A 17,418-nucleotide genomic window follows, 5' to 3' on the forward strand; every position below is an offset into this window, starting at 1 on the left:
ATAATCATCGTTTTTCACCCTGCCAGGAAGTGTCTGGCGCGGCAGCGTTGGCCAAACATAGCCAAGCGAAACCTGGGGCGAGCAGGTCGCTCAGCAGGTGGTCCAGATCCGTCTGCCGCGTAGTCAGGATAGACCTGCGCAGCACATCCAGCTTATCGGGTTGTGTGGCCAAGTGTGTCTGCCACGCCCATTCGGCGACATCGGCATTGGCCATGGCGGGCTCGTCGAATTGCCCAGCCAATGCCTGGCGAGCGGCCGGGTCAAGGGTGACGCCATGGCGCAGCAGGCCGAGCAGGTGGTTGAGCACCTGTGCCGGACCGGTGTGGGGAGACTGCACGCCGAACAGCAGCCCACCAACACCCTCGACCTGACGAAAGGCGCTGAACACCGCATAGCCGAGTTGCAATTCTACCCGCAGGCGTTGGTACACCGGTCCTTGCAGCAACTGGGCTAACAGACGGCCTGCGGCTTCTTTGGCCGCAGGCAACGGGTAGAACAGCAGCAGGGCATGTTCGCTGCCTGGCACTTGGGCATGCTGCCAGCGGTGGTTTGCCCATGTAGGCAGGGGGGCAGGCCGCGAGCCTTGCCCAGGGCACTGCTGCAGCGCAGTGCCCAAGGCGTTTAGCGCGGTATCCTCGAAGCCGGTAGCCATGCCATGCCACTCGGTGTGCAGCCACAGGCTGTCGAGTTGCTGCTGGTTCAGCGTGTCGGCGGGCACCGCTGCGGGCAGGCTACCCCGTACCGCGTCTGGCAGTTGCTTGAGCAGGGCCCTGATGGGGATCAGGGCAGGGGGCTGCGCCGTGCAGGGCAGCCAGCAACTGGCAGGTGGCTTGAGCATCAATGCCAAGGCTTGTTCCACTGCCCGCAGCACTGCTGCTGGCAGGCCGGCGCAGCGCAACTGCCAGTATTCTCCGGCGCTGCTGTACTGCAGTTGCACGGAGGCGCGGTCACAGCGTTCCTGCAGTGGTACCAGGGCCAGTTCCAGCACACGCTGTAGCTGCTGGCGCAAAGGCGAAGGTACATGCCAGCGCAGGTACAGCGCAGCGTATTGGCGCGCCGGCGGGAGCTGGTCACTGATCTTCAGCGCTGCCGGCAGCGGCTGCGCCTTGGCATGGCGCAGGTCAGCCTTCAGCAATGGGTCGACTGGCAAGCGCTGCCAATTGCCATGGTCGCTACCTGGCAGGCTTTCCAGCAGGGCGCCAAGCGCCTGCAACCCCTGGGCATCCAGCTTGGCGAACGGCTGGCCTGTGCTGTCCCGGCGGGCCAGTTCGAGTGCGCTGGCACTTTGCGCACGGCTGCACTGCAGCAAGCCGAATTGGTGGTTCAACTGGTCTCGGTCGGCCTGGCGGATGAACCTGAACCAACCTTGCAGCAGGGCGCAGGTTTCGTCCGGGCAAGCGTCGGCACTTAGCTTCAGGTCAAGGTGCCACAGCAGCTGACCGGCAAACGCGTACAGCTTTTCGGCCGTGAAGCTTTGTAGCCAGCCACGCTCGCGAAGCGCGCCCAGCCAGGTACCTGGGCGGCTGTCCTCCAGGTAAGCGATCAGCAGTTCCAAGGCGTGCTCGGCCCCGCTGGGGAGGCCTTGGTGAGTGAAGGTCAGAGCGTTAGCCAGTGCGGGCAGTGGCGGCGGCAGCGCTCGCGGCACGCGCTCACCTGCGGCGAACAGTTCGGCGTGCTGCCGGGCAAGGCGTTCAAGTTCATCCAGCGGCTGTGGCCCGCAAAGGCTCAAGCAGATCTGGCCGCCTTGGTAGAAGCGCTGATGAAAGCCCGCAAGCGCTTGCTGGAAAGCTGCGTCGTGCAAGGCCAGGGTGTATCGATTGCCAGCATGAAAAGCGCCCAGTGGATGCTTGTCTGAGACTGACTGCAGCAGGGCGAACTGCTGTTGGGCCGATGGATTGCGCGACCAGGCGATGAATTCGGCGTGGATCACTTCGCGTTCACGGCGTTGGCGTTCGATACCCAGATCCGGTTCTGACAGCATTTGGCACAGGCGCTCGAGACCGCCATCGAGCGCGTTGGGTGGCACCTCGAAGAAAAAGTCGGTGGCGCGTTCGCGGGTGCTGGCGTTGACCTGTCCGCCCACGGCTTGTACGTAGCGCATCAGGCCGTCTTCCAGCGGGAAGCGCGGTGTACCGAGGAAGAACAGGTGTTCGAGGAAGTGCGCCAGACCGGGCCATCTGGCAGCTGCGTCGTGGCTGCCCGCATGCACCCGCAGTGCGGCGGCCGAGCGTTTGAGGCGCGGGGCGTGGCGCAGGGTCAACTGCAAGCCGTTGGCGAGGGTGAGTTGGCGAGTGGCGTCAGGCATGGGGGCTCCGGTGGCGGCTTTCCATGCTAACCGATTTGTTTGCAGGCTCGGCCTATTCGCGGGGTATGGCGCCGGTATGAAAGGCAGCGCAGATCCCGTGGGAGCGGGCGTGCCCGCGAATGGGCCGCATAGCGGCCCCTGTCAGCCTTTACGCAGGTGCAGCTCCTGGCGCAAATCGGTCAGGTAGGGAAACGCCGTGCGTCCCAGCACCACCCGCTCATGTTCCAGCTCTGCCAACAACTGGCACTCATCCCGCCCGGCCATGGCCAGCAAGCTGCCATCCGGGCCGATGATGCTGCTCTGCCCGCAATACTGGATCTCGTCTTCCGCACCGCAGTAGTTGGCATACACCAGATAGCACTGGTTTTCCTGCGCCCGGGCTCTCACAGTCACCTGGCAGGTAAAGTCGTACGGCGTCATGTTCGCCGTCGGCACCAGGATCAGCTCGGCGCCATCCAGCGCCAGGCGCCGGGCGTTCTCCGGGAACTCGATGTCGTAGCAGATCAGCAGGCCAACCTTCCAGCCTTCCAGTTCCACCACCGGGAAATAGTCGGCGCCTGGGCTGAACATCGAACGGTCCAGTTCACCGAACAGGTGGGTCTTGCGGTAATTGCTCAGGCTGCGGCCATGCGCATCGATCAACTGCACGCTGTTGTAGATCGCCCCGTCATCGCCGCGCTCAGGGTAGCCATAGACAATGGCGATGCGGTGCGCCTGGGCGATCTCCACCACGGTCATGGCTGCCGGGCCATCGGCGGCCTCGGCCAGGCGCTCGACCTGGGCCAGGCCGATGTTGTAGCCGGTCAGGAACATCTCCGGGCAAACCAGCAACTGCGCGCCGCGTTCGGCTGCCAACTGCGCCTGGTGACGCAGCCGTTGCAGGCTGCCGGGCACATCCAGTGGCTTGGGTGCACCTTGGTACAGAGCGATGCGCATGGTGCCTCCTTGTCTCAATCCGCCAGGGCGATCGGGCCGATTTCGTTGAACACATCGCCTGGGCCGGGGTTGTCGGGGTGGGTGTGGCCACCAAAGTGGTTCATGATACCCCACACCGCATTCAGCGACGTCTGCACCGCGCCTTCAACCCAGGCGGGGGTCCATGACACGTCGTCACCGGCAATGAAGATACCGCGCTGCTCCGCCGGCATGTCCTGCTGCATGAAGTGCGCATACATGCGCTGGTTGTAGCGGTAATGGCCCGGCAGCGCGCCTTTGAAGGCACCGAGGAAGTACGGGTCGGCCTCCCAGGAAACCGTGATCGGGTCGCCGATGATATGGCCGGCGATATCGGTCTTTGGGTAGATCTTCTTCAGCGCATCCAGGGCCAGTTGTACACGCTTCTCCACCGGGTGCGGCAGCATCTTCAGCGCGTCGCTCATCCACGAGTACGACAGGCAGATCACCCCGGGCTTGTCGTTGCCGTTGTCGAACAGGTAAGTGCCGCGGGTGAGGCGGTCGGTGAGGGTCATGCTCAACAGGTCACGGCCGGTTTCCGGGTCCTTGTCCTTCCAGAACGGGCGGTCGACCATGACGAAGGTTTTCGACGACTGCATGTAGCGGGTACGGTCCAGGGCCATCCACATCTTTTGCGAGAACAGCGATTCCTCGCAGTCGATCTGGGTGGTCAGCAACCAGGTCTGGCAGGTGGCGAGTACTGCGCTGTAGTGGCGGGTATCGCCCCAGTTGTCGGTGACCGCCAGGCGGCCATCGGCGGCGCGGGCAATGCGCTTGACCCCGGTACGTGGTGCGCCGCCATGCAGCGTGCTCAGGCTGGTGCCCTCCGGCCAATGCACGCAGCGTTCCGGTACGTGGCGCCAGATGCCTTGTGGCACTTGTTCCACGCCCCCGACCACCAGGTGCTGATGGTCGTCGCAGTTGGTCATCACCACGCGGAAGATTTCCAGCATCGAGTTGGGGAAGTCCGAGTCCCAACCGCCGGTGCCGAAACCGACCTGACCGAACACTTCGCGGTGCTGGAAGCTCAGCTTGGCGAACGAGCGCGAGGTGGCGACGAAGTCGTAGAAGGTGCGGTCGTCCCACAGCGGCACCAGCTTGTTCCAGAGTTCCTTCAGGCGCGGTACATCACGGTCGCGGATGGCCTGCTGGATATCGGCGAACTGGGCGCCGCTCTCCAGCGCATCGGCCCAGGCGTCGGCTACCTCATGAAACAGTTGTGGCAGGTCGGTGGGTTTCTCGGCGTAGTAGGTCTGGCCTTCCAGGTCGATAACTGTGCTGCCCGAGGCCGGGGTCAGCGGGTTGGGGAAGGGCTTGGTTTCCAGGCCCAGCTTGTCGACGTAGTGGTAGAAGGCGGTGGACGACACCGGGAAGCGCATGCCACCCAGCTCGGCAACGATCCCGTCAGTGCCATTGAAGGCTTGCGAGCGCAGCCGGCCGCCTAGCTTGGACGCCTCGTACACCACCGGCTTGAGGCCCAGCTTCATTAGCTCGTAGGCCGCTACCAGGCCGGCGATACCGGCACCGACAATGGCTACCTCTTCCCCATGGCGCTCAGCTGGAATGCTGCCCAGGCCTGCCGGGTGTTCCAGCCAGTCGTCGAAAGCAAAAGGGAAGTCCGGGCCGAAAATGGTGATCGGCTTCTTGCCGTCGGCGGGGTGGCGGTTCTTCTTGTTCATGAAATGACCTTGCCAGAGAGGCTGCGCGAGGAGCGGAGCCTGAGTATAGGAGATGCCTGGAGGTCATTTTAGGGCGTGGGGTGTTCGTTATTAAGGTTTAGAGTGTTGTCTTAATGTAGTTTATTTCGTCGAAATTATAATGGTGAGGTTGTTTATGACGACGTGCTTGTCTTGGGCTTTGGGGGGGGGCTGTGAGATCGAGCGCCGCCCGCGCGGCGCATCGCGAGCTGCGCTCGCTCCTACGTTTGTTTCGGGCCAGTTATTCCTGGGGGAATTGCGCGCGATCCCCTTGGCGCATGGCGCGATATCGCGTCGTACAAACAAGGCGGTCGCGCGCGGCTGTCACAGGCGTCACTGGCCTGAAACAAACGTAGGAGCGAGCGCAGCTCGCGATGCGCCGCGCGGGCGGCGCTCGATCTCACAACCCCCCCAAAGCTCAAGACAAGCCCTTCGACGAGCAGGAGGCCTGATTGATCAGAGCGGCTGACCGCGGTCCACCTTGCTGCTGAGAATGATCGACGTGGTGGTCTTCTCCACCCCGTCGACACTGCCGATCTGGTCGAGTAATTGGTCCAGTTGTTCAGGCGAGTCCGTACGCAACCAGGCCACATAGTCGAACTCGCCGCTTACCGCACACAACTGCTGCACCTGGCCCATGGCACTCAGGCGCCGCACCACGTCCTTGCCGGAGCGTGGCTGCACCTTGATCCCCACGTACGCTTGCAGCCCACCGCCTATCACACCCTGGCCCAGGCGTACGCCATAGCCGGAGATAACCTTGTTCTTCTCCAGACGCTCCAGGCGCGAATTGACGGTGGTGCGGGCGATACCCAACTGGCGGGCGAGGGTGGCGACGCTTTCGCGGGCGTTGATCTGCAGCAGGGCGATCAGCTGGCGATCGATTTCATCCAGCGTGATGGAGCGGGAATCCGACATGGCGAGTCTCTACGGTTGGCCCGCTAGCCTAGCCAGCCTGTGCCAATCAGGGCAAGGCCAGGTGCAGTCGATCACCGTTGACGGCGTCGGCTTGGCACTTTGGGTGAGAAGGGCCGTGCATGTCCGAAGGCTGCGTCTTCGGCACTAATTCGGCATGATGAAGCGCTAGTCCCACGGAAATCTCAGCGTGAACCTCGACCACCTGCTCGAATGCTGGCGACTGGAAGTCTCCAACAAGAAAAGACCCGGACGCCCTATCAGCCTGCTGTTCAACGTGCTGCGCCGCGCACGCAAGGACAACAAACTGCGTTTCCTTTTCGCCTATCGCTTGGCCCAGTACCTCGACGCCCGCGGCGGCCTGGCCCGGCGCCACGCCAGGCGCATGCAGCAGCGGCTCAACCTCAAGTATGGGGTGGACATCGACATCGGCGCCCAGATCGCCCCCGGCCTGCGCATCGCTCACCTGCCGGGGGTGGTGGTTACCCGGCATGTAAGCATCGGGCGCAACTTCTTCATCCGGCAGAACTGCTCGATCGGCATCAAGACCCTGGGGTTGCAGGAGTACGCACTGCGCATTGGCGACAACGTGAGCATGGGGGCCAACAGTTGCATCGTTGCTGATCGCATCGACATTGGCGATGACGTGGTGATTGGCGCGATGTCGTTGGTTACGCGGGATATTCCGCCTGGCATGACCTTCTACAACCCACGGCAGGTCGAGATGCGTCCTGGAGGGGGTTAACCAACAGCGGTACATTTGCGGACGTTGGCAGAGGGGGTGGTGGAGCAGACTGGGAGGGTTCTTATGGGGTTGCCCATGGTTGATGGCCATCATCGCCCGATGGACTGGAACGTGCAGTGGTGCGGCCTCCTTCGTTTAGCCCAGGCGCCGCGCTAGTGATGAGCGCACCGAACGAATACGCAAAGGCTTGAGGCAGTTGGCTCTGTAGCCAGCTTCCTGGCGTCCGTTGTCACGGGGCAGGCCCAGGTTCATTCATGGGCTTGCTCATCTGTGAGCCGATTAGCGAGCATATTCGGCTCATTTTGTGAGCTGATAATGGCGGCTATTCGGCTCATTGTTTGATCCTCAAGCTAGGGTGTTTGGCTTGAAGTATCGATAGGGCACCTTTCCGCGATTATCGGCGTGCTGGGTGATCGGCTTCTTGGTGGGGCTGATTTCGCTGAGATACCGTTTCAGCGCTACTTCCAAGGTCATGCGGCCGGCGCCGCTGCGCTGGATGTACACGCCCCCGAACATTTATTTCTCGCGGGCATGAAAAAGCCGCGCAGTGCGCGGCTTCTAAGCTGGTGGGCCCACACGGACTCGAACCGTGGACCAAAGGATTATGAGTCCTCTGCTCTAACCAACTGAGCTATAGGCCCTCAGTAAGTGGGCGGATTATAACGAGGGTTTCGCACCTGTGCCATCTGAAAGATCCGATAGTGCTATGCGAAGAAACGCGGCCGCGAATTCCTCTGGCGGTAGAGGGAGGCTGACGATGTAGCCCTGGATCTGCTCGCAGCCCTCGGCCGCCAGAAAACGCTGCTGGGCCTGGTTCTCCACGCCTTCGGCAATGATGGTCAACTGCATGCTGCGGCCCAGGGCAATGATCGCCCGGGCGATGGCGGCGTCGTGTGGGTCGTCGGGCAGGCCGCGGATGAACGACTTGTCGATCTTGAGGATGTCCAGCGGCAGGCGCTTCAGGTAGCTCAGCGACGAATAGCCGGTGCCAAAATCGTCGATGGCTAGCTGTACGCCGAGTTTCTTCAACTGGTACAGCACGGCCAGGGCCTCTTCTGCCTGGCTCATGATGAAGTTCTCGGTGATTTCCAGCTGCAGGTCACCGGCCCTCAGCTGGTAGTGCTTGAGCAGTTGTTCGATGCGCCGTGCCAGGTGTGGGTGGCGCAGCTGGGCGCCGGCAAGGTTGATCGACAGCGGGCCGAAGGGTTCATAGTGCTGCTTCCAGGCCTGCATCTGCCGGCAGGCTTGCTCCAGTACCCAGTCGCCGAGCTGCAGGATGGTGCCGTTCTCTTCCGCCAGGTGGATGAAGTGTTCCGGCGGTACCTCACCAAAGGTCGGGTGGCTCCAGCGGATCAGCGCTTCGGCACCCACCAGGCTCTGGGTCTTCAGGCTGAGCTTGGGCTGGAAGCACAGGCTCATTTCGTTGCGTTCGACGGCCCGGCGCAGCTCATGCTCCAGGGCGATGCGCTCGCTGGCCTGGGCGGTGAGGTCGCGGGTGTAGGCTTCGACGCGGTTGCGGCCTTTGGCTTTGGAGCGGTACATGGCAGCGTCGGCGTTGCGGATCAGTGTGGAGACGTCAGTGCCATCCTGTGGGTAAAGACTGATGCCGATGCTGGCGCTGGTGAAAAACTCGTGCTCGCCGGCCTGGAACGGTGCGTTGAAGCAGGCCAATAGCTTGTTGGCGATAGTGCTGGCGTCACTGGGCTTGTGCAGGCCGGGCAGCAGAATGATGAATTCGTCGCCACCCAGGCGGGCTACGGTGTCAACGTCGCGTACCTGTTCTTTCAGGCGCTGGGCGATGCCCTTGAGCAGCAGGTCGCCGACCGGGTGGCCAAGGCTGTCGTTGATATGCTTGAAGCGGTCGAGGTCCAGGAACAGCACTGCGCCCTGGCGGTTGGACACTTGCGCGCAGGTGAGCACACCCTGTAGCCGGTTTTCGAACAGGGTGCGATTGGGCAGGCCGGTCAGCGGGTCGTGGTGGGCCTGATAGTCGAGTTTGGCCTGGGCGTGCTTGATGCTGGAGATGTCTGCAAAAACCGCCACGAAGTGAGTGACCTCGCGGTCGCTGTTGCGCACGGCGCTGATGGTCAGCCAGCTTGGGTAAAGCTCGCCGTTCTTGCGCTTGTTGTAGATTTCGCCCTGCCAGTGGCCCTCGTCTGTAAGCTGGTGCCACATGGCCAGATAGAAAGCGCTGTCGTGCTGGCCCGAGGCGAGCAGGCGCGGAGTCTGGCCGAGGGCCTCGATCTCGCTGTAGCCGGTGATCTCGCTGAAGGCGCGGTTGACGGCACTGATGCGCTGGTCAATGTCGGTGATCAGCACGCCTTCGGCGGTGTTCTCGAACACGGTGGCGGCCAGCTGCAGTTTTTCTTGCATCAGGTGACGCTCGGTGATGTCGCGGGCGATGGTCAGCATGCAGTCGACGCCGGTAATCGGCAGGGGGCGGGCGGACAGCTCGCAAAGGCGGATCTGCCCGTCGCTGCGACGGATATGGCAGGTGAAGTCGCGCACGAAGCCGTCGCGGTTGAGCTGGTCAACCAGGTGTTTGCGCTCGTTGAGGTCGACCCAGATACCCAGGTCTAGCGAGGTCTGGTCGATGGTTGGGTTGAGGGCGTAGCCGGTGAGGCGACAGAAGCCCTCGTTCACCTCCAGCAGCAACCCGTCGCTCTGGCGCGATAGCAGCAGGCCGTCGGGCGAGGCGTGGAAGGCCTTTGCGAACTTTTCTTCTGAAGTTTGCAGCTGCTGCTGGGTCTCCTTCAGCTGGCTGATGTCGCGTACTGCCACAACTAGCGCGGGTGTGCCGTCCAGTTCGAAGGTTTCGGCCGAAGTCAGGCCGGTGAACAGTTGGCCGTTGCTGCGGCGGAAGCTCATTTCCAGGTTGCGGATACCACCTTGGTGCAACCTTTCAAGCAGGAGCGGGCCACTGCCTTCTACGCCCCAAAGGCCAAGGTCGGTGGCGGTGCGGCCAATGACCTGGTCTGGCGGCAGGCCGATCTGCTCTTCGAAAGCCTCGTTCACCTCCAGCAGGCAGCCATCGCTGTGGCGCGCGATCAGCAAGATATCGGGACACTGCTGGAATACCGAGGCGAACTTCTGTTCGGACAGGCGCAGGGCGTCCTCAGTGCGCTTGGTTTCGCTGATGTCGATCATCAGCCCGCGCATCACGGGCTGGTGGCCGTGTTCGATCATGCTGACGATGTTGCGTACCCAGAGGGGCTGGCCATCAGCCCGGATCACTCGGTAGTCCAGGCTGTGGTCGCGCCCCGCTGCGGTCTCGCTGTCGCAGTAGGCCTGTGCCCAGAGCGCGTCCTCCGGATGCAGGATGCTGCGCCAGAAACCGGGCCTGAGCCAGTCACTCAATGGGTAGCCGAGCAGGTCTTCGGCATGGGGTGAAACGTAGCTGTAGGTGAAGTCGTTGGCATCGGCTTCCCAGGCGATGGCTGACAGGCTCTCGACCAGGCCGCGATAGTGGTATTCGCTGCTGCGCAGCTCTTGCTCCAGGGCGATGCGCCGGGAAATTTCCGAGCTGAGTCGGCGGTTGATGCGAATGACCACTGCCAGCACAGCCATCAGCAACAGCACCGCTGGCAGGCCATACACCAGCAGGTCGGACCAGAACATCCGCTGGTCGACTACATTGCCCACCCAGTGCTGCTGGATCTGGCTGATTTCGCTGCTGCTCATGTCGGCCATCACTTTATCGAGAATGCCGACCAGCACGCTCTTGTCGCGGGGGACGGCCATCGCCAGCTGATAACGGTAGGGCGTTTCGCCGCTGACGTAGAGGCCTTCGAGCTTGAGTTGGCGCAGGCTCCAGATACTGGAAGCGAGGTCACCGACCACGGCATCCACCTGGTCGGTCGCCAGTGCTTGCAGCGTGGAGCTGACGTTTGGCAGGGCAACCAGGTTGAGGTCCGGGTGGTGGGTACGCAGCAACTCGTGCGGGGCGTAGTTTTCTACTACGGCGATTTTCAAGCCGTACAGGTCAGCCAGCTTTCGCGGTTGTGCGCCGCCTTTGTGCGCGAGGATGACAATGGGGAAGTCGAGGTACGGGCGAGTGAAGGCCAGGAAGCCCTGGCGTTCCGGGGTGGACATGATGCCGGGCAGCAGGTCGATACGGCTTTCCCGCGCCTGCGCCAGCACCTCGGTCCAACTGCTGGGCTCGACCGGTTTGAACGTCACACCCAGGCGCTGCTGGATCATGGCAATGTAGTCGGCGGCCAATCCCTGGTAACGGCCCTCCTGGTCGCGAAACTCGAACGGTGGCCAAGAGGCGTCTACGCCCAGGTTGAGCTGCGGGTGGGCAGCCAGCCAGGTTTTCTCCTCGTCTGTCAGGGTCAGGGCGCCGGCCGTTGTGTTCCACAGAATCAGGATCAGCAACAGAATGGCCGGCTTCAAGGACATGGCAGCCTCGCACTCAGGTGGTCTGAAGTCGAGTGTAGACGGGCATTGCTGCAGGCGTGCAACGGAAGGGGGGCTTTATGTGGCGGGCCACTAAAGAAAAACCCCGGCCTGGGCCGGGGTTTTGTCATCACTCGTCGAGGAAGGAGCGCAGGTGCTCGCTGCGGGTCGGGTGGCGCAGTTTGCGCAACGCCTTCGCTTCGATCTGACGGATCCGCTCACGCGTTACGTCAAACTGCTTGCCCACCTCTTCGAGGGTGTGGTCGGTGTTCATGTCGATACCGAAACGCATGCGCAGCACCTTGGCTTCGCGTGCAGTCAGGCCCGAGAGCACGTCACGGGTGGCTTCCTTGAGGCTTTCGACCGTGGCCACGTCGATCGGGGACTGCATGGTCGAGTCCTCGATGAAGTCGCCCAGGTGCGAATCTTCGTCGTCACCGATCGGGGTTTCCATGGAGATCGGCTCTTTGGCGATCTTCAGTACCTTGCGGATCTTGTCCTCAGGCATTTCCATGCGCTCGCCCAGCTCTTCCGGCGTCGGTTCACGACCCATTTCCTGCAGCATTTGGCGGGAAATACGGTTGAGCTTGTTGATCGTCTCGATCATGTGCACCGGAATCCGGATGGTGCGTGCCTGGTCGGCGATCGAACGGGTGATCGCCTGACGGATCCACCAGGTGGCATAGGTCGAGAACTTGTAGCCGCGACGGTATTCGAACTTGTCCACCGCTTTCATCAAGCCGATGTTGCCTTCCTGGATCAGATCGAGGAACTGCAGGCCACGGTTGGTGTACTTCTTGGCGATGGAAATCACCAGACGCAGGTTCGCCTCGACCATTTCTTTCTTGGCGCGGCGGGCCTTGGCTTCACCGATCGACATGCGACGGTTGATTTCCTTGATCTCGGCAACGGTCAGGCCGGTTTCGGTCTCAAGGTCGATCAGCTTCTGCTGGCAAGCGACGATGGCAGCGTTCTTTTCACCCAGGGCGGCAGCCCACTTGGTGTTGCGCTTGGCCAGGTCACCGCTCCAGGTCTGGTCGGTTTCGTTGCTTGGGAACATGCGCAGGAAGTCGGCTCGCGGCATGCGGGCGTCACGTACGCACAACTGCATGATGGCGCGTTCTTGCTGTCGCAGACGGCTCAGGGCGTCACGTACACGCTCGACCAGTACCTCGAACTGCTTCGGTACCAGCTTGATCGGCATGAACAGGTCGGCCAGGGCCTGCAGGGCCTCGATGCTTTCCTTGTGGCTACGACCATTTTTCTTCAGGACCTTGGAGGTTACCTGAAGCTGATCGGATACCGCACCGAAGCGCTGGGCCGCGACTACCGGGTCCGGGCCGCTTTCGGCCTCTTCCTCGTCGTCACCGCTTTCGGATTCTTCTTCGTCGTCGTCGGACTCTTCCTTCGCCGCAGCGGCCTTGGCGCCCGGGATCGGCACTTCTTCGGTTGGCGCGGCAATGTTGTCGTCAGGGTCGATGTAACCGCTGAGAACGTCCGACAGGCGGCCACCCTCGGTGGTGACGCGGTCATATTCGCCGAGAATGTAGTCGACAGTGCCCGGGAAGTGGGCGATAGCGCCCATGACTTCGCGAATGCCTTCCTCGATACGCTTGGCGATTTCGATCTCGCCTTCGCGGGTCAGCAGCTCGACAGTACCCATTTCGCGCATATACATGCGCACCGGGTCGGTCGTGCGGCCGATATCGGTTTCAACTGCCGCCAACGCAGCAGCGGCTTCTTCGGCCGCGGCTTCATCGGTGTCGGCTTCCGCCAACAGAAGGGCATCCGCATCCGGAGCACTCTCGAATACGTTGATCCCCATGTCGTTGATCATGCGGATGATGTCTTCCACCTGTTCCGGATCTGAAATATCCTCAGGCAGGTGGTCGTTGACCTCCGCGTAAGTCAGGTAGCCCTGCTCACGACCGCGGGTGATCAACTCTTTGATACGAGACTGCTGTTGCGCTTTTCCGGACATAACACCCTATCCACTGAAGGTCTTGGCGGGCAAAAAACAAGCCGAGGATTATACCCGAGCATGGGCCTCACGCGCCAGATGAGGTCGGCGTTTGTGCGGGAACATTTCGGCTCAGCAGGGCGAGGAGCTGGTTTTTTTCCTCGCTGGTCAATTCGCTTTGACGTGATTTCCTGAGCAGTTGTTCCAGGCTGCGCTCGCGTTGGCGGGCGGACAAGCTAGTTATAGTGTCGAAAAACTGTTGTTCAAGGTTGTCGGCTACGATAAGCCATTCCTTTTCCGCCAGGGCCCGCAGCAGGCGGCCTTGTTCGGTGCCGTGCCAACGTGCGATCAACTGCATTGAGCTTAGCCCAGGATTTTTCTGCGCGGCTTCGATCAACGCCACCAGCAGCTGGCTGTACAGGTGCTCTTCGTCGGCGAAGTGGCTGGCATCTTCCACCTTGCCGGCCAGCAGCGGGTGGTGCAGCAAGGTGCGCAGGGCGGCCAGGGTCGGTGGCTCGACCGGTGCTGGCACGCGCGGAGGTGCTTCGTCGCGTTGTTGCCAGGGCTTGCCGCCCTTGCGGTTCTTGTCCCAGGGTTTGTCGCTCCACGGCTTCTTGCTGCCACCCTTGCTGGGTTTCCACGCCTGCTCCTGATGAACGGGGGCAAAATCGTGCTGCGGCATGTCGCCGTAGTCGGGGGTGTAGCTGGCCATGGCGTCGTAGTCGTAGCCAGGGTCATAGTCCGGCATGCTGCTGGCCGCCGGGGCTTGTTGCGCCAGCTGCTCGACCTGCTGAGGGTCGAGGCCGGTGATTTCCTTCAGGCGGTTGCGCATCAGCTGACGCAGGTTGGCGCCGGGGATCTTTTCGATCAACGGTGCGGCCAAGGTCGCCATATGCGCCTTGCCTTCCAGCGAGCGCGGGTCGGCCTCGACGCCAAGTTGCTCGAAGAAGTAGTCGGCCAGCGGTTGGGCGTGCTGGTTGATACGGGCCATGAAAGCGTCGGTACCTTCGGCGCGCACCAGGCTGTCCGGGTCTTCGCCTTCGGGCAGGAACAGGAAGCGCGCGCGACGGCCGTCCTGCAGGTTCGACAATGTCGATTCCAGTGCGCGCCAGGCCGCCTTTCGCCCGGCCTGGTCGCCGTCAAAACAGAACAGCACGCTGGGCACCACGCGGAACAGGCGCTTGAGGTGCTCTTCGCTGGTGGCGGTGCCAAGGGTGGCCACGGCATTGCGCAGACCTTGCTGGGCCAGGGCAATGACGTCCATGTAGCCCTCGACGACGATGATCTCGTCAAGGTTGCGGTTGTGCTTGCGCGCCTCGTACAGCCCGTACAGTTCCTGCCCCTTGTGGAACACAGGTGTTTCCGGGGAGTTCAGGTACTTGGGCTTGTCGTCGCCGAGCACCCGGCCACCGAAGGCGATGATGCGCCCGCGGCTGTCACGTATCGGGAACATTACCCGGTCGCGGAAGCGGTCGTAGCGCTTGCCGCTCTCGGCGTTCTCGATCAGCAGGCCGGCATCGATCATCACCTTCTGCTGCAGGGTGTCGGCACCCAGGTGCTTGAGCAGGTTGTCCCAGCCGGGTGGGGCAAAGCCCAGGCCGAAGTCGCGGGCAATTTCCCCGGACAGGCCGCGGCCCTTGAGGTAGTCCACCGCTGCCTTGCGTGACGGGTGGCTGCGCAGAGCCTGGCGGTAAAACTCCGAGGCGGCGTCCAGTAGCGGGTACAGTGGCGAGTCAGTTGGCTGGCGCGGCTTCTGGTCGCGGCGGCCTTGCTCGCGGGGCACTTCCATGCCGGCGGCGCGGGCCAGTTCCTCGACGGCCTGGGGGAAGTCCAGGTTGTCGTGGTCCATGACAAAGCCCAAGGCGTTGCCACCGGCGCCACAGCCGAAGCAGTAGTAGAACTGCTTGTCGGGGCTGACCGTGAAGGACGGTGTTTTTTCTTTGTGGAACGGGCAGCAGGCGGAGTAGTTCTTGCCGGTTTTTTTCAGCTGGACGCGCGAACTTACCACGTCGACGATGTCGAGGCGGTTGATCAGGTCGTCAATGAAACTCTGGGGAATCAGCCCGGCCATGGCAGTCTCGTAATCTGGCAACTGGCAAGTCTAATCGCTCACGCGCCGAATGGGGCGAGTGCTGCTTGGGGAAGTGCGAGGGAATGTGCTCGTCGCCAGCCCCTAAGGGCTCGTCAGTCGGACGTGCACGTCTGGTCATACAGCAAGGAGGACCAGCTCTGACGTTTCAGGCAGGTTGCCCATGTGCAGTCCGCATGAAGCTTGTGCAGGGCCTTGAGCTAGCTGCTCAAGTTTGAAGCGACCACTGCCATCGCCCGGGGGTTAGCCGGGCAGGGCAGAAGCTTTGCGTTGAACGCCTGTATTAGTACAGACGAACGGCGCGGCGCTGTTCGCGCTGAACTTTCTTGGCGTGACGCTTAACAGCAGCAGCTGCTTTGCGCTTACGCTCTGCGGTCGGCTTCTCGTAAAACTCGCGGCTACGAACTTCAGCCAGTACACCGGCTTTTTCGCAGGAGCGCTTGAAACGACGCAGAGCTACGTCGAAGGGTTCGTTCTCTTTAACTTTGACGGCTGGCATCCAGGGCTACCTTAATTCATTACCGGGGTAGACGTGCTCCTGGCAAAACAAAGGTGTGCTGGAGAACGTCGGTTTTCAAGGGTTGCGGATGTTAACCCTTAGCAAGCCGGAATGCAAAGCCTCTGATCGAAAACCGCTGGTCGGCACCCGACACGGGGACTATCATGCGCGGCTTCGAATTCAGCCCCCACAAGGGACGAGCCCATGCTAGTACTGGGATTGGAAACATCCTGCGACGAAACTGGCGTCGCATTATACGACAGTGAACGCGGTTTGTTGGCCGACGCACTGTTCAGCCAGATCGACCTGCACCGCGTCTTCGGTGGCGTGGTGCCCGAGCTTGCCTCGCGTGATCACGTCAAGCGCATGCTGCCGCTCATCCGCCAGGTGCTGGACGAGGCAGGCTGCGTTGCCACCGAAATCGACGCCATCGCCTACACCGCGGGCCCCGGCCTGGTCGGCGCCTTGCTGGTGGGCGCTTCCTGCGCCCAGGCGCTGGCCTTTGCCTGGGACATCCCGGCGATCGGTGTGCACCACATGGAAGGCCACCTGCTGGCGCCCATGCTGGAAGAAAACCCGCCCGAGTTTCCGTTCGTCGCTTTGTTGGTTTCCGGTGGCCATACCCAGCTGGTCCGGGTCGATGGCATCGGTCAGTACGAACTGTTGGGCGAGAGCCTGGACGACGCTGCCGGTGAAGCGTTCGACAAGACCGCCAAGCTGATCGGCCTCAATTATCCCGGTGGTCCGGAAATCGCGCGTCTGGCCGAACAGGGTGTGGCCGGGCGCTTCGTGTTCCCGCGGCCAATGACCGATCGGCCAGGCCTGGAATTCAGCTTCAGTGGCCTCAAGACCTTCGCCCTGAACACCTGGCAGCAATGCAAGAATGCTGGCGACGACAGTGAGCAAACCCGTTGCGACCTGTCTCTGGCATTCCAGCAGGCGGTGGTGGAGACTTTGACCATCAAGTGCAAGCGGGCGCTCAAGCAGACCGGCCTCAAGCGCCTGGTCATCGCGGGTGGCGTGAGTGCCAACAAGGCCCTGCGCGCGTCCCTGGAGGACATGCTCGGTAGCATCAAGGGCAACGTGTACTACGCGCGCCCGCAATTCTGTACCGACAATGGTGCGATGATCGCCTACGCCGGTTGCCAGCGCCTGTTGGCCGGGCAGCAGCAAGACCTGGCGATCAGCGTGCAGGCACGCTGGCCGATGGAGCAGTTGCCGCCGCTGTAAGGTAGGGCGTCGAAGGTTCAGAAGTGCCGTTCGCGCCCTGCAAACAAGTCGCGCAGGTTGTTGCGGTGGCGCCACACGATCATCAAAGTCAGTACGCTGATCGGCAGCAGGGCCTCGGGCTCGCGCCAGGCCAGCAATGGCAGGGTGAGTGGCGTGGCAATCAGTGCCGCCAGTGAGCTGGTGCGCGTGAGGTAGAAGGTCAGCAGCCAGGCGCCGATGGCCAGCAGCGCGGCCGGGAAATACAGGCCCATGAGCATGCCGGCAGCCGTCGCCACACCCTTGCCGCCCTTGAAACGGAAGTACAGGGGGAACAGGTGGCCCAGCACCGCGCATATGCCCACCCAGGCCTGCGCGTGCAGGTCCAACCCGGCAGCGCGGGCGAGCAATACCGGCAAAAGGCCCTTGCACAGGTCGCCAAGCAGGGTCAGGATCGCCAGTTTACGGCCTGCCAGGCGTAGCATGTTGGTGGCGCCGGCATTGCCTGAACCGCTGGAACGCGGGTCCGGGCTGCCCGAAAGGCGGCTGAGAACAATGGCGAAGGACAGCGAGCCGAGCAGGTAGGCGAGCAACGCCAGTAACCAAAACATGCTAACTATTCCGGGCGAGGACGCCCTGATTCTAACGGC

At 62.3% G+C, this 17,418-nt stretch carries 11 protein-coding genes, 1 tRNA gene and 1 pseudogene; 2 read left to right on the forward strand and 11 right to left on the reverse strand.

The window, feature by feature from the left end:
* Window positions 1-4: 4 nt before the first annotated feature.
* The 4 genes from pqqF to AC3B5Q_RS01720 all read right to left on the reverse strand — a co-directional run bounded on the left by pqqF (window position 5) and on the right by AC3B5Q_RS01720 (window position 5,874).
* Window positions 5-2,305, reverse strand: coding sequence for a pyrroloquinoline quinone biosynthesis protein PqqF (gene pqqF / locus AC3B5Q_RS01705; protein WP_103463385.1), 2,301 nt, complete (start codon window positions 2,303-2,305; stop codon window positions 5-7).
* Between the two features lie 141 nt (window positions 2,306-2,446).
* Window positions 2,447-3,241: a carbon-nitrogen hydrolase family protein gene (locus AC3B5Q_RS01710; protein WP_103443376.1), complete on the reverse strand. Its 795-nt coding sequence runs from the start codon at window positions 3,239-3,241 to the stop codon at window positions 2,447-2,449.
* A gap of 14 nt (window positions 3,242-3,255) precedes the next feature.
* The gene (locus tag AC3B5Q_RS01715; RefSeq protein ID WP_003255585.1) at window positions 3,256-4,938 is read right to left on the reverse strand and encodes a flavin monoamine oxidase family protein; all 1,683 of its coding nucleotides are present in this window, start codon (window positions 4,936-4,938) and stop codon (window positions 3,256-3,258) included.
* A 474-nt stretch (window positions 4,939-5,412) separates the two neighbouring features.
* A complete protein-coding gene (locus tag AC3B5Q_RS01720; RefSeq protein ID WP_021782700.1) occupies window positions 5,413-5,874 on the reverse strand; it encodes an Lrp/AsnC family transcriptional regulator in 462 nt (153 codons plus the stop codon).
* A gap of 187 nt (window positions 5,875-6,061) precedes the next feature.
* Here AC3B5Q_RS01720 and AC3B5Q_RS01725 point away from each other — a divergent pair, with 187 nt between their 5' ends.
* Entirely contained in the window at window positions 6,062-6,616 is a 555-nt protein-coding gene (locus AC3B5Q_RS01725) for a serine acetyltransferase (protein WP_021782701.1), read from the forward strand.
* 396 nt (window positions 6,617-7,012) lie between these two features.
* On the opposite strand, the pseudogene AC3B5Q_RS01730 reads toward AC3B5Q_RS01725, so the two are convergent.
* The 6 genes and pseudogenes from AC3B5Q_RS01730 to rpsU form a co-directional block, all read right to left on the reverse strand.
* Window positions 7,013-7,132: pseudogene (locus AC3B5Q_RS01730) on the reverse strand (site-specific integrase); the annotation flags it as partial.
* 48 nt (window positions 7,133-7,180) lie between these two features.
* A tRNA-Ile gene (locus tag AC3B5Q_RS01735) sits at window positions 7,181-7,257 on the reverse strand.
* A gap of 16 nt (window positions 7,258-7,273) precedes the next feature.
* Complete coding sequence (locus AC3B5Q_RS01740) at window positions 7,274-11,017, reverse strand: bifunctional diguanylate cyclase/phosphodiesterase (RefSeq protein WP_021782702.1); 3,744 nt, start codon at window positions 11,015-11,017, stop codon at window positions 7,274-7,276.
* A gap of 127 nt (window positions 11,018-11,144) precedes the next feature.
* On the reverse strand, window positions 11,145-12,995 hold the full coding sequence (rpoD, locus tag AC3B5Q_RS01745) for an RNA polymerase sigma factor RpoD (protein WP_021782703.1): 1,851 nt from the start codon (window positions 12,993-12,995) through the stop codon (window positions 11,145-11,147).
* Window positions 12,996-13,062: 67 nt separating this feature from the next.
* Entirely contained in the window at window positions 13,063-15,045 is a 1,983-nt protein-coding gene (dnaG, locus tag AC3B5Q_RS01750; protein WP_021782704.1) for a DNA primase, read from the reverse strand.
* Window positions 15,046-15,346: 301 nt separating this feature from the next.
* Window positions 15,347-15,562 (reverse strand): 30S ribosomal protein S21, encoded by a 216-nt coding sequence (gene rpsU / locus AC3B5Q_RS01755; RefSeq protein ID WP_003255575.1) that lies wholly within the window; start codon window positions 15,560-15,562, stop codon window positions 15,347-15,349.
* A 204-nt stretch (window positions 15,563-15,766) separates the two neighbouring features.
* Here rpsU and tsaD point away from each other — a divergent pair, with 204 nt between their 5' ends.
* On the forward strand, window positions 15,767-16,792 hold the full coding sequence (tsaD, locus tag AC3B5Q_RS01760) for a tRNA (adenosine(37)-N6)-threonylcarbamoyltransferase complex transferase subunit TsaD (RefSeq protein ID WP_021782705.1): 1,026 nt from the start codon (window positions 15,767-15,769) through the stop codon (window positions 16,790-16,792).
* 17 nt (window positions 16,793-16,809) lie between these two features.
* Here tsaD and plsY read toward each other — a convergent pair whose 3' ends face one another.
* Entirely contained in the window at window positions 16,810-17,379 is a 570-nt protein-coding gene (gene plsY / locus AC3B5Q_RS01765; RefSeq protein ID WP_021782706.1) for a glycerol-3-phosphate 1-O-acyltransferase PlsY, read from the reverse strand.
* Between the last annotated feature and the right edge of the window lie 39 nt (window positions 17,380-17,418).

This window comes from Pseudomonas sp. D5(2026), from assembly GCF_057766845.1.

Excerpts from the sequence above, each read along its gene's own strand:
- pqqF (WP_103463385.1), bottom strand. The coding sequence starts at position 2,305 with ATGCCTGACGCCACTCGCCAACTCACCCTCGCCAACGGCTTGCAGTTG.
- AC3B5Q_RS01715 (WP_003255585.1), bottom strand. The coding sequence starts at position 4,938 with ATGAACAAGAAGAACCGCCACCCCGCCGACGGCAAGAAGCCGATCACC.
- AC3B5Q_RS01740 (WP_021782702.1), bottom strand. The coding sequence starts at position 11,017 with ATGTCCTTGAAGCCGGCCATTCTGTTGCTGATCCTGATTCTGTGGAAC.
- AC3B5Q_RS01720 (WP_021782700.1), bottom strand. The coding sequence starts at position 5,874 with ATGTCGGATTCCCGCTCCATCACGCTGGATGAAATCGATCGCCAGCTG.
- rpoD (WP_021782703.1), bottom strand. The coding sequence starts at position 12,995 with ATGTCCGGAAAAGCGCAACAGCAGTCTCGTATCAAAGAGTTGATCACC.
- AC3B5Q_RS01710 (WP_103443376.1), bottom strand. The coding sequence starts at position 3,241 with ATGCGCATCGCTCTGTACCAAGGTGCACCCAAGCCACTGGATGTGCCC.
- tsaD (WP_021782705.1), top strand. The coding sequence starts at position 15,767 with ATGCTAGTACTGGGATTGGAAACATCCTGCGACGAAACTGGCGTCGCA.
- rpsU (WP_003255575.1), bottom strand. The coding sequence starts at position 15,562 with ATGCCAGCCGTCAAAGTTAAAGAGAACGAACCCTTCGACGTAGCTCTG.
- dnaG (WP_021782704.1), bottom strand. The coding sequence starts at position 15,045 with ATGGCCGGGCTGATTCCCCAGAGTTTCATTGACGACCTGATCAACCGC.
- plsY (WP_021782706.1), bottom strand. The coding sequence starts at position 17,379 with ATGTTTTGGTTACTGGCGTTGCTCGCCTACCTGCTCGGCTCGCTGTCC.